General features: G+C 57.5%; 9 protein-coding genes. 6 read left to right on the forward strand and 3 right to left on the reverse strand.

Annotated elements, in window-relative coordinates; translation table 11 throughout:
* Positions 1-56 precede the first annotated feature (56 nt).
* Both xylB and WG622_RS13990 read left to right on the forward strand, forming a co-directional pair.
* The gene (gene xylB / locus WG622_RS13985) at positions 57-1,523 is read left to right on the forward strand and encodes a xylulokinase (RefSeq protein ID WP_339404180.1); all 1,467 of its coding nucleotides are present in this window, start codon (positions 57-59) and stop codon (positions 1,521-1,523) included.
* Positions 1,520-2,797, forward strand: coding sequence for a cytochrome-c peroxidase (locus tag WG622_RS13990; RefSeq protein ID WP_339404181.1), 1,278 nt, complete (start codon positions 1,520-1,522; stop codon positions 2,795-2,797). The genes xylB and WG622_RS13990 overlap by 4 nt, the downstream gene beginning before the upstream one ends.
* Here WG622_RS13990 and WG622_RS13995 read toward each other — a convergent pair.
* Complete coding sequence (locus WG622_RS13995) at positions 2,794-4,227, reverse strand: CRTAC1 family protein (RefSeq protein ID WP_339404182.1); 1,434 nt, start codon at positions 4,225-4,227, stop codon at positions 2,794-2,796. The two genes, WG622_RS13990 and WG622_RS13995, sit on opposite strands and share 4 nt — an antisense overlap.
* 64 nt (positions 4,228-4,291) lie before the next feature.
* Complete coding sequence (locus WG622_RS14000; RefSeq protein WP_339404183.1) at positions 4,292-5,446, reverse strand: ROK family protein; 1,155 nt, start codon at positions 5,444-5,446, stop codon at positions 4,292-4,294.
* 212 nt (positions 5,447-5,658) lie between these two features.
* Between WG622_RS14000 and xylF the strand changes: the two genes are divergently transcribed.
* The 4 genes from xylF to xylA all read left to right on the forward strand — a co-directional run bounded on the left by xylF (position 5,659) and on the right by xylA (position 10,167).
* Entirely contained in the window at positions 5,659-6,678 is a 1,020-nt protein-coding gene (gene xylF / locus WG622_RS14005) for a D-xylose ABC transporter substrate-binding protein (RefSeq protein ID WP_209356981.1), read from the forward strand.
* Between the two features lie 79 nt (positions 6,679-6,757).
* The gene (locus WG622_RS14010) at positions 6,758-8,056 is read left to right on the forward strand and encodes a sugar ABC transporter permease (protein ID WP_209356980.1); all 1,299 of its coding nucleotides are present in this window, start codon (positions 6,758-6,760) and stop codon (positions 8,054-8,056) included.
* Positions 8,056-8,832: an ATP-binding cassette domain-containing protein gene (locus tag WG622_RS14015; RefSeq protein ID WP_339404184.1), complete on the forward strand. Its 777-nt coding sequence runs from the start codon at positions 8,056-8,058 to the stop codon at positions 8,830-8,832. The genes WG622_RS14010 and WG622_RS14015 overlap by 1 nt, the downstream gene beginning before the upstream one ends.
* Before the next feature lie 27 nt (positions 8,833-8,859).
* Positions 8,860-10,167 carry a xylose isomerase gene (xylA, locus tag WG622_RS14020; protein ID WP_339404185.1) on the forward strand — a complete coding sequence of 436 codons (1,308 nt, stop codon included), beginning with the start codon at positions 8,860-8,862 and terminating at the stop codon, positions 10,165-10,167.
* A gap of 55 nt (positions 10,168-10,222) precedes the next feature.
* Here the strand turns inward: xylA and WG622_RS14025 are convergent, their stop codons facing one another.
* Positions 10,223-11,854: an alpha-D-glucose phosphate-specific phosphoglucomutase gene (locus WG622_RS14025; protein WP_339404186.1), complete on the reverse strand. Its 1,632-nt coding sequence runs from the start codon at positions 11,852-11,854 to the stop codon at positions 10,223-10,225.
* Positions 11,855-11,882 lie beyond the last annotated feature (28 nt).

Below are 11,882 nucleotides of genomic sequence, written 5' to 3' on the forward strand. Positions count from 1 at the left end.
TGACGCGCGGGTCGATTTATTTATTTTTGCAAATAAAATAAATTGGGAGGATCGCGATGTATCTGGGATTGGATCTCGGCACATCTGGCTTGCGCGCGCTTTTGACGGACCCGGTGGGGCGGGTGATCGATAGTGCTGAGGCAGGCTATGACAACCCGCATCCGCATGCGGGTTGGTCTGAACAAGACCCTACAGATTGGATCGCGGCCTGTGAAAGCGCAATTGGGGCGCTGAAATCGCGTAATGCCGCCGCCGTGGCGGATATCAAAGGCATTGGCCTCAGTGGGCAGATGCATGGTGCGACCTTGCTGGATCGTGCTGGTCAAGTTCTGCGACCATGTATCTTATGGAATGACACGCGGTCCTCGGCCGAGGCCGCCGCGCTCGACGCCACACCAAAGATGCGTGACATCACGGGCAATATCGTCTTCCCGGGGTTCACAGCGCCGAAGCTTTTGTGGGTCGCGAAACACGAACCCGAGGTCTTTGCCAAAACTGTTAAGGTATTGTTGCCTAAGGATTACTTGCGTTTTTGGCTGACAGGGGAGTTTGTGGCCGATCAATCCGATGCCGCCGGAACAAGCTGGCTGGACACAGGCGCGCGCGCTTGGTCAGGTGACGCACTCAAGGCAGGCGGGTTGACGGAAGATCATATGCCGTCGTTGGTCGAAGGCTCTGAGGTCTCTGGCATGCTGCGCAGTTCTCTGAAAGAGGCTTGGGGCATCAGAGCGCCTGTGGTGGTGGCCGGAGGAGCCGCCGACAATGCGGCGGCGGCCTGCGGGGCAGGGTGTTTTGCGGAAGGGCAGGGTTTTGTGTCGCTGGGGACGTCCGGCGTCTTGCTGGCCGCGAAGGACAGCTATGCACCAGCGCCCGAGACCGCGGTTCACACGTTCTGTCACGCGGTGCCCGCGCGGTGGTATCAGATGGGCGTTATCCTCGCGGCGACCGATAGCCTGAACTGGCTTGCGCGCAATTTGGGGCAAACACCCGGAGATCTCGCGCGTGCTTTGCCCGATCAGATCACAGGCCCAAACCGGGCGATGTTCCTGCCGTATCTGTCCGGCGAGCGTACCCCGCACAACAATGCAGCCCTGCGCGGGTCTTTTGTGGGGCTGGATATCGCCAGCGATTCAAAGGCCCTGACCGCTGCGGTTTTGGAAGGCGTGGCCTACGCGCTGCGTGACAATCTCGAAGCGTTGAAAGCCACGGGCACCGAGCTATCCTCTGTCTTGGCCCTTGGGGGCGGCGCACGGTCGCGCTTTTGGCTGGAAACCATCGCGACGCTCTTTGATATGCCGCTGCGGCTGCCGGCTGATGGTGAATTCGGAGCCGCGATGGGCGCTGTGCGCCTCGCTATGGCTGCCGCAGAGGAGGCATCTTTGGAAGAGATCATGACCCAGCCAGACATCGCGGAAACCATTGATCCGCGCGCAGAGCTTTCGGAGGCTTATGAGGCTGGATACCAACGCTATGCGGCCCTTGCTCCGGCTTTGATTGCAGATGCAGAGCGTGTCGGGCTATGAGGGCGGCTTGGGTCGGCATAGTCCTCGCGTCTGGCGCAGCGGCGCAGGATCTTGGACCTCTGCCAGAGTTCGCTCCGGTGGATCCGCTGCGGGCTAAATTGGGGCAGTTGCTGTTTTATGATCCCATTCTGTCGGGCAACAAGAATATCAGCTGCGGGACCTGCCATCACCCTGACCTCGGCACCGGAGACGGGGTTTCCTTGTCAATCGGAGAGGGCGGTATAGGCCTTGGCCCTAAGCGGATCATCGATGCGACCAACGTGCCAGAGCAACGCATTCCCCGCAACGCGCCCGCCATGTGGAACCTTGGTGCGCTTGAGTTTCAGGTCATGTTCCACGACGGCCGCCTGGAGGCCGATCCAAACGAACCAGATGGCATACGAACGCCGTTGGGGGCTGAAATGACCAGCGGTTTTGATTCCGTGCTCTCCGCGCAGGCGATGTTTCCTGTCCTGTCTCCGGATGAGATGGCGGGGCATTATTCCGAAAACGAAATCAGCCAGGCGGTGCGCCTTGGCTTTCTGTCCTCAGAAGGTGGCGCCTGGGATCTGATTGCCGCGCGGGTGGCCGAAATCTCGACCTATCAGGAAGAGTTCACCAAAGTCGTGCCGGGCGAAGAGATTACATTCCCTTTGATCGCCAATCTGGTCGCCGACTTCATCCGTTTTGAATGGCGCGCGGACAATAGCCTCTTTGATCAGGCCATGCGCGGCGAGGCTGAAATGCCGATTGATGCGGCGCGCGGCATGGCACTGTTTTACGGGGAGGCTGGCTGCGCGTCCTGTCATTCAGGCTGGTTCCAAACCGACCATGATTTTCACGCCATTGGTCTGCCCCAGATCGGCCCCGGCAAGGCTGCGCGGTTTGAAAGCCATGCGCAGGACACGGGCCGTATGCGCGTGACCGGAGACCCTGCCGACGCCTACGCCTTTCGCACGCCGAGCCTGAGAAACGTTACGATTACAGCGCCTTACGGGCACAATGGGGCCTATGCGGACTTGGGTGACATGATCCGTCACCACATCAATGTCGAAGAGGCCTACGCGAGCTATGATTTGGCGAAAGCCCATTTGCCAGCGTTTCCCGGCGCGATTGATCTGCGGGCCATGTCGGCCGATGAGACCTCTGCGATCCTTGCCGCAAATGTCCTTGCACCAAGCGCGCTGTCCGAAGCGGACATCAGCGATCTGATCAGCTTTCTGGAAACACTTGAGGATCCCGCCAAACGTTTTGGCGTGCCAGAGGCCGTTCCCAGTGGGTTGCCGCTAGACTAGCGCGTCATCTCGGTGCGGGTGTTGGCAGATAGTGTTTGCCACGGGCCTTCAGCGCCGTCTGGCCAAATCACGCGCACCTCGGCTTTGTCCGACTTGCCAAGTCCGAAATGCTCCGCGTCGAGCGCGCCACTGGCGTGACCGCCTCCGATTGTGATCTCTCGGGTCTGAAGGCCCATGTCTGAACGCAGTTCGATAAAGGCTCCGATTGCATTGCGGTTCACACCATCTTGCGTGAGCGAGATCTCTAGCCAGTTTCCACCCGTACCTTCATTGCGATAGACCTCAAGGTCGGCACGGCGATTGACCACGACCAGATCCAGATTGCCGTCCAGATCCAGATCAACAAGCGCGCCGCCACGGCTACGGTCATAGGTGGCGATGCCGGCGGCCTCGCCCATTTCGACGAAATCACCGTCTGAGGTTTGCAGCAGCAAGTTGTTGGGGTCTTTCATCGCAGCCACGGGCATTTGTTCCACATTGCCTTTGGCCACGAAAATATCGTCGAGCCCGTCGTTGTTGAAATCGCCGAACCCCGCGTGCCAGCCGGTCGAAGGCCGCCCGTCGCCGCCCGTGTAGGGGCGATGCGCCGTGGTGCCGCGTTCAAAGGTTGCGTCTTTATAGGCTGGGGAGGACCCTGTCTCGAAGAACTGCAGTTTCTGATCGCCCATCGAGGTCAGATAAACATCGGCAAACCCATCGCCCGTAATATCGCGCGAGGCGATGCCCATGCCCCAGAGCTGATAGGGCCGCCAGCCGTCCTCCTCGGCATAAAGCCTCGGGGTTTCTTCCATCGCCCAAAGCTGTTCCTGGCCGCCCTTCACGTAGTAATGGCGGTCGTTGCTCACGCGTAAATCCGCACGGCCGGTGCGGGCCCAGTCGGTGAACAGCATCGAAAGCGTGCAGAACCCAGGTTCTAGCTGGATCGGATCGTCATAGCGGTCCCCCTGGGGCCGATAAAGCAGACTTGCGTCGCATGTCTCAAACGGTCCTTTGGGATCCGCGCGGTCGACATAGGTGCCAAAGACCAGCGTTGGCAGGGTATTGTTGCCCTCCCAAGTCGCCGAGAATGCGGTTGTCCAGTGATCGGACGAAGAGAAGCCGATGTCCTCAAAAGGCGCAAAGCGGCAATCGCCTTGGCCTCTGAGGATCATATCCTCTCCGACACGCAGGATCGCGAGGTCGGTGATGCCGTCGGAGTCTATATCTATCGGGTATGCGCCGGTGAGACCGGTGATCGAGAGCTCTTCTGGTGTCCGCGCGGTGAACCCTAAACCGCCGTCATTGATCATCAGTTGAGCTGGATTTTCTCCACCAGCGACATAGAGATCTGGGAAACTGTCTGAATTGCAATCGAACGTCGCAACGCCTCCGCCAACGAAATGCTCCCATCCGCCTGCATAGACATGAGATGGTACGTCGATACGCGTCATTTTAGGTGCCGCGGGCTCGGCCCAAGCCAGGCTGCCAAGACAGCAAAGGCCGCTCGCCAGATACTTAGTCAGCATTGCGCGAAAGTTCCCGAACTTTGAGGGCCGAGACCTGATCGATGGCGTAGGCAGCAGCGCCTTTGGCCCACATCAAGTCGCCCCAGGCGTGCACGCGAATGGGCGGCATCTCGGCGTCGATCTGAACGACCTGCTGTTTGGCAGCATCAATGATCTTGTCTTCATAAAGGTGGCGATAGGACATCTGCGCCCCTGCCAGAATGATCAACTCGGGATCAAAGATATTCACGACATTCGCCAAACCCAGCGCCAGCATCCGCGCGGCACGGTCCAGCACCGAGACCGCCAGTTGGTCGCCATTATTTGCTGCGTCATAAAGAGAACCAACGTCCTCGTGGATCTCTTCGCCCAGAACGCTATGTGCCTCGCGCAGGATCGCATAGTCGCCGACATAGGCCTCGAGGCAGCCGCGTTGGCCACACTGACACAGCGCGCCTTCGAGCTGGACTTTGGTGTGGCCAAGTTCCGCGCCGCAACCGCGAATGCCACGATAGATCTTGCCGTCAATTATGATCCCCATCCCGACGCCATGCTCGATGGTGATCACGATGAAATTCTCAAGATTGCGCGCAACGCCAAAGAGGTGTTCGGCCTTGGCAACCAAATTCGCGTCGTTGTCGATGAAAACGGGGCAGGGCGAGGCCTTTTCCATCAGTGCGCCCATATCAACATTGCGCTCGGTGAGCGAGCTTGACCAATGCACAAAACCGTCGGTGGCGTGGATCAGACCCGCCATGCTGAGACCGATGCCCGAGAGGTCATTGATCGTGAAACCACCGCTCTCGCAGGTCTTGGAGACAGCTTCGAGCATCACTTCCACGAACTCGGCCGGATCCATGCGCGGGTTTGCGATCGGAAACTCTTGGCTGACCACATCCTGACCTTCGAAATCTAGCACAAGCACCGAGATCACTTTGTGGCCCAGCTTCACGCCCGCAATAAGATGAGACCGTCCCGCCAGTTTAATCGCAACGCGCGGACGACCGCGTCGGCTTTGGGATTGTTTGTTCTCGGGAATGATCTCTTCGATCAAACCGGCATTCAAAAGTTCTGACGTAATTGCGGTGACGGTGGCCGGGCTAAAGCCTGTGGCATCCGCGATATCGATTCGAGCAATTTCTCCTGCCGACCGGATCGAATCCAAAACAGACAGTCGCCCATGATCGCGTTGATCGCCGTTGGTGGTCGCGCGTTCGATGTTGTCCTCCCATCCCGCAAAATAACGGTTTTTTTGTTAACCTTTTGCGAGTTTCACTGGCCTATCATAAATATTTTGACAAGTAAAATAAATTGAACTACCAACTGTGTTAGCGCCGAAACACGAGGTTTGTGTTCGGCCTTAATGGGAGGAAAGTTATGAAAGTACTTGGTACTGTTTCTGTCGCAGCGATGCTGATGAGCACTGCGGCTTTTGCGGATGTTACTGTTGGCGTGAGCTGGTCCAACTTCCAGGAGGAACGTTGGAAAACAGATGAGGCGGCCATCGTTGGCGCACTCGACGCGGCAGGTGCATCTTATGTTTCTGCAGACGCGCAGTCGTCTTCTTCTAAGCAGTTGTCTGACATCGAAAGCCTGATCGCTCAGGGTGTTGATGCTCTGATCATTCTGGCACAAGACGCGCAAGCGATTGGCCCAGCGGTACAAGCAGCAGCGGATGAAGGCATCCCTGTGATTGCCTATGACCGTCTGATCGAAGACAGCCGCGCATACTACCTGACATTTGATAACGTCGAAGTTGGTCGCATGCAGGCACGTGCCGTTTTCGCAGCACAGCCATCCGGCAACTACGTCATGATCAAAGGTTCTCCGACTGACCCGAACGCAGACTTCCTGCGCGGCGGCCAGCAAGAGATCATCCAAGCGGCAATCGACAGCGGCGCAATCACCATCGTGGGCGAAGCCTACACCGACGGCTGGCTGCCAGCGAACGCTCAGCGCAACATGGAACAGATCCTGACTGCAAACGACAACAACGTTGATGCAGTCGTTGCGTCCAACGACGGTACCGCAGGTGGTGTTGTTGCAGCTCTGACTGCGCAAGGCATGGAAGGTATTCCTGTGTCTGGTCAGGACGGCGACCACGCAGCTCTGAACCGCGTTGCAAAAGGCACTCAGACCGTGTCCGTCTGGAAAGACGCACGTGACCTGGGTCGCGCAGCGGGTGAAATCGCTGTGGCGCTTGCGGGCGGCGGCATGATGAAAGACGTAGAGGGCGCGCAGTCCTGGACGTCCCCATCAGGAACCACCATGACCGCAACCTTCTTGGCCCCAGTTCCAATCACCGCGGACAACCTGTCCCTGGTCGTTGACGCTGGCTGGATCACTCAAGAAGCGCTATGCCAAGGCGTTTCCGGTGGCCCTGCTCCTTGTAACTAAGGCCATTTTGTAAATCGGGGCGCCGCTGCTACGGTGGCGGTGCCCTAAGTTAAAGACTGCTGATCCCTGGAGTTCGGATATGACCGACACCACGTCTCAGCCAATCCCCAAGAAAGAAGCCAAGGGCCTGTTCCAACAGTTGGAACTGGACGCCCGGCTTTTGGGTATGATTGGCGCGTTTGTAATTCTGTGTATTGGATTCAACATCTTCACCGATGGACGTTTCCTGACACCCCGCAACATATTTAACCTGTCGATCCAGACAGTGTCGGTGGCCATCATGGCCTCGGGCATGGTCTTTGTGATCGTCAATCGCCACATTGACCTCTCGGTCGGTGCTCTGCTGGCGACGTGTTCCGCCGTTATGGCGATGATCCAGACCGAATGGCTGCCGGGCACGCTTGGCTTTGGGCTGGACCACCCGATGACATGGGCGATCACCATCGTCGCAGGTCTCGCCGTGGGCACCTTGATCGGAGCCTTCCAGGGTTGGATGGTTGGCTATCTCGCGATCCCGGCCTTTATCGTGACGCTCGGAGGATTCCTCGTGTGGCGTAACGTGGCCTGGTATCTGACCAGTGGTCAGACCAAAGGCCCGCTGGACAGCACCTTCTTGATTTTCGGTGGTACCAACGGAACGCTCGGCACCACGTGGAGCTGGATCATCGGTCTGATCGCCGCCGCTGCGGCCGTCTGGACCCTCTGGAGCAGCCGTCGTGCGAAAGCCGCACATGGGTTTGGTGTGAAGCCGGTCTGGGCGGAGGCTACGATCTCTGGGATCATCACGGCCGCGATCCTGGGCTTTGTCTGGATCCTGAACAGCTACAACATCCCAACCCGCCGTTTGGAACGTATGTTTGAAGCACGCGGAGAGGTGATGCCCGAGGGCCTGACCGTCGGATACGGCTTGCCGATCTCGGTTCTGATCCTCATCGCTGTGGCGATTGTCATGACCATGGTGGCGAAACGCACGCGTCTGGGCCGCTATATTTATGCGACCGGCGGCAACCCGGATGCGGCAGAGCTGTCGGGCATCAACACCCGCTTCTTAACGGTGAAGATCTTTGCGCTGATGGGTTTCCTCTGTGCCTTGTCCGCAGTCGTGGCCTCGGCCCGTCTGGCGAACCACTCAAATGACATCGGGACACTCGACGAGCTGCGCGTCATCGCGGCGGCGGTCATCGGGGGCACGGCGCTGGCTGGTGGGGCAGGGACGATCTATGGCGCGATCCTTGGCGCGCTGATAATGCAGGCGCTGCAGTCCGGCATGGCGATGGTTGGCGTGGATGCGCCGTTCCAGAACATCGTCGTAGGCACGGTCCTCGTCTTGGCTGTCTTTATCGACATCGTCTATCGTAAACGTGTGGGAGCGAAATAATGGCGACTGCAAAAGAACTCCGCGCCCAGGGCGCAACCCCGCTGGTCGAGATGAAAGACATCTCGATTGCCTTCGGCGGCATCAAGGCGGTCGACCACGTAAGCGTCGATCTGCATCCGGGCGAAGTTGTGGGCCTTCTGGGCCACAACGGGGCCGGGAAATCCACGCTGATCAAAGTGCTTTCGGGCGCCTATCAGATGGACAGCGGCGAAATCCGCATCAATGGCGACAAGGTGGAAATCACCAACCCGCGGGATGCGCGCGACCATAATATCGAGACGATCTATCAGACCCTGGCGCTGGCAGATAACCTTGATGCGGCCTCAAACCTCTTCTTGGGGCGCGAGTTGGTCACGCCGCTGGGCTTGGTCGATGATCAGGCGATGGAAGCGGAATGTCGCAAAATCATGGGGCGGCTCAATCCGAACTTCCAGAAGTTCAGCGACCCGGTCTCGGCTTTGTCGGGCGGTCAACGTCAGTCCGTTGCGATTGCGCGGGCGGTCTATTTCAACGCTAAGATCCTGATCATGGACGAGCCGACCGCTGCGCTGGGTCCGCATGAAACGCAAATGGTTGCGGATCTGATCAAGCAACTCAAAGCCCAAGGCATCGGGATCTTTTTGATCGACCACGATGTCCATGCGGTGATGGAACTTTGTGACCGGGCTTCGGTCATGAAAAACGGTCAATTGGTAGGAACTGTCGACGTCGAAGACGTCACGGACGACGATCTGTTGGGTATGATTATTCTCGGCAAACAGCCGGGCGAAAAATAATCTAACGCACTAAAAAGGAATAAGAAAATGAGCACCGGGTTCTTTGACGGTATCGAAAAGCTCGCCTATGAGGGCGTTGATAGCACCAGCGATCTGGCCTTTCGGCACTATAACCCCGACGAGATCGTCATGGGCAAACGGATGGAAGAGCACCTGCGCTTTGCCATCGCCTATTGGCACAGCTTCGCGTGGGAAGGGGGCGACCCTTTCGGTGGTCAGACGCTTGTTCGGCCTTGGCATCCTCAGGACGATATGGGCCGCGCCAAGATGAAAGCAGATGTGGCATTCGAGATGTTTGACATCCTGAATGCGCCCTACTTCTGCTGGCATGACGCGGACATTCGTCCCGAGCAGGGCAACTTTGCCGACAACCTGTCGACCTTGAATGAAATCACCGACTACATCGGTGAAAAGATGCAAGCGACGGGCATGAAACTCCTCTGGGGCACCGCCAATATGTTCTCGCATATGCGCTGGATGGGCGGTGCCTCAACAAACCCGGATCCTGATGTCTTTGCCTTTGCAGCGGCGACGGTGAAAGGCTGTATGGACGCAACCCATAAGCTGGGTGGCGAGAACTACGTGCTTTGGGGTGGTCGTGAGGGCTATGAGACGCTGCTGAATACCGACATGGGACAAGAGCTCGACCACATGGGCCGCTTCCTGTCGATGGTTGTCGACTACAAACATAAGATCGGCTTCAAAGGACAGATCCTGGTCGAACCAAAGCCGCAAGAGCCATCCAAGCATCAGTATGACTATGATGCGGCGACCTGTATTGGCTTCCTGCGCAAATATGGCTTGGAAAATGAGGTGAAACTGAACCTTGAACAGGGTCACGCGATCCTTGCCGGTCACAGCTTTGAGCATGAGATCGCGGTCGCAGCCTCGGAGGGCATGCTGGGGTCGATTGATATGAACCGCAATGATTATCAGTCTGGCTGGGACACGGATCAATTCCCGAACAATGTGCCCGAAGTCGCGCTGACCTATTACCACATCATCCAAGCCGGTGGTCTGGGCGCAGGCGGAACGAATTTTGACGCCAAAATTCGTCGGCAGTCCATTGACCCGATTGACCTGATTGCGAGCCACGCGGGTGGCATGGATGTCTGCGCACGCGGCTTTAAAGCTGCGGCGGCGATGGTGGAAGATGGTGGTCTGCAGAAGGCGCTGGATGACCGTTACGCCGGTTGGAAAACGCCAGAGGCCGAAGCGATGCTGAACAGCGATCTCGCTTCGATTTCAGAGCGCGTTTTGTCTGACGGCATCAACCCCGCCCCACGCTCCGGCCGTCAGGAAATTCTGGAAAACTACGTCAATCGCTTCGTCTAGAGCTAGGGATAAACGGAGTACAAACCCCTTCGCGGCCCTGCGCGGAGGGGTTTTTTTACGTAATGACATCAGGTGCCGCGCGACCTGTGTGTGCTTTGATTTCGGCCAAAGTCTCAGCCGCAGCAATCACATTGGTTAAAGCCTTTTGCGGGTCCGCTTTGAACTTGTTCTTCGCGGTCTCCAGTTTTTCCAGATAGACGCGCAAAGTCGCGCCTTCGGTGCCCGTGCCAGACAATCTAAAGACCGCGCGCGCGTCGCCTTCAAACAGAATGCGCAGACCTTGACCTTCGGATCGGGATCCATCCACGGGGTCGACATAGGCAAATTCGTCTGCGGCTTTGATCGTCATACCGTTGACCACTTGTCCAGCAAGGTCCGGAAGTTTGGTTCTCAACGCGGACATCAGCGCATTGGCTTTATCGCTTTCAACGGCCTCATAGTCATGGCGGCTATAGTAGGTACGACCATAGGCGGCATAGTGATCGGCAAGGATCTGATCCATGGACTTGCCGGTGACTGCAAAAATATTCAGCCACAAGAGCACTGCCCAAAGCCCGTCTTTTTCGCGCACATGGTCTGATCCGGTGCCCGCGCTTTCTTCTCCGCACAGTGTTGCGCGACCCGCGTCCAAAAGGTTGCCGAAGAATTTCCAGCCCGTTGGGGTTTCAAAACCCTCAATACCCTTCGCGGCGGCAACGCGATCCACCGCACAGGACGTGGGCATAGACCGCGCAACCCCTGCAAGCCCATCTTTATAGGCAGGTGCCAGATGCGCCAGATCCGCCAAAATCGCCAAGCTGTCCGATGGGGAGACATAACGCCGAGGCCCGGTGATCATATTGCGGTCGCCATCCCCATCCGAGGCCGCTCCGAAATCGGGAGGCGTGTCAGAATGCATGATCGCCATCAGTTCCCGCGCCCAGATCGGGTTGGGGTCGGGGTGGCCTCCGCCAAAGTCATGGCTGGGCTCGCCGTTTATCACCGTGCCATGTTTTGCACCCAGGCGGTTCTCAAAAATCTCTTTTGCATATGGCCCTGTCACTGCCAGCATGGCATCGAAAGACATGCGGAAACCGTTTTGAAACAACGTGCGAATGGCATCGAAATCAAACAGGCTTTCCATCAAGGCTGCATAGTCAGAAACGGGGTCGATGACCTTGACTGTCATGTCTCCGAGCTTTGTTTTTCCTTCAAGCCTCAAATCTACGGGGGCGGCGTCAAGAATTTGATATTCTTGTATGTTTTGAGATGCGCCAAAGATCTTTGCGGTCACTGCTTCGGAAGCTGGTCCGCCATTTGCTCCGTTGAATTTCAAACCGAAATCCGCATTCGGGCCGCCGGGGTTGTGACTTGCAGAAAGGATCAGACCTCCATCGGTTTTATTAAGTCTGATCAGATGGGACGCCGCGGGCGTCGACAGTAAACCATCGCGCCCCACAATACATTCAGCGACGCCGTTGGCCGCGGCCATACGCAGGATCACATCGATGGCCTGACGATTGAAAAACCGCCCATCGCCGCCGATCACAAAACGTTTGCCCTCTACGCCGCCAATGCCGTCGAAGATGGATTGTACGTAGTTCTCCAGAAAGTTAGGGCTTTGAAAAACAGCGGTCTTTTTGCGCAGTCCGCTTGTGCCGGGGTTCTGGCCAGCTATCGGAGTCGTCGCGATGGTTTTGATCGTCATATGAAGTCTTGAGCGTTTTGAAATAAAC

It is taken from the genome of Cognatishimia coralii (genome assembly GCF_037478305.1).
Lineage (GTDB): Bacteria > Pseudomonadota > Alphaproteobacteria > Rhodobacterales > Rhodobacteraceae > Cognatishimia > Cognatishimia coralii.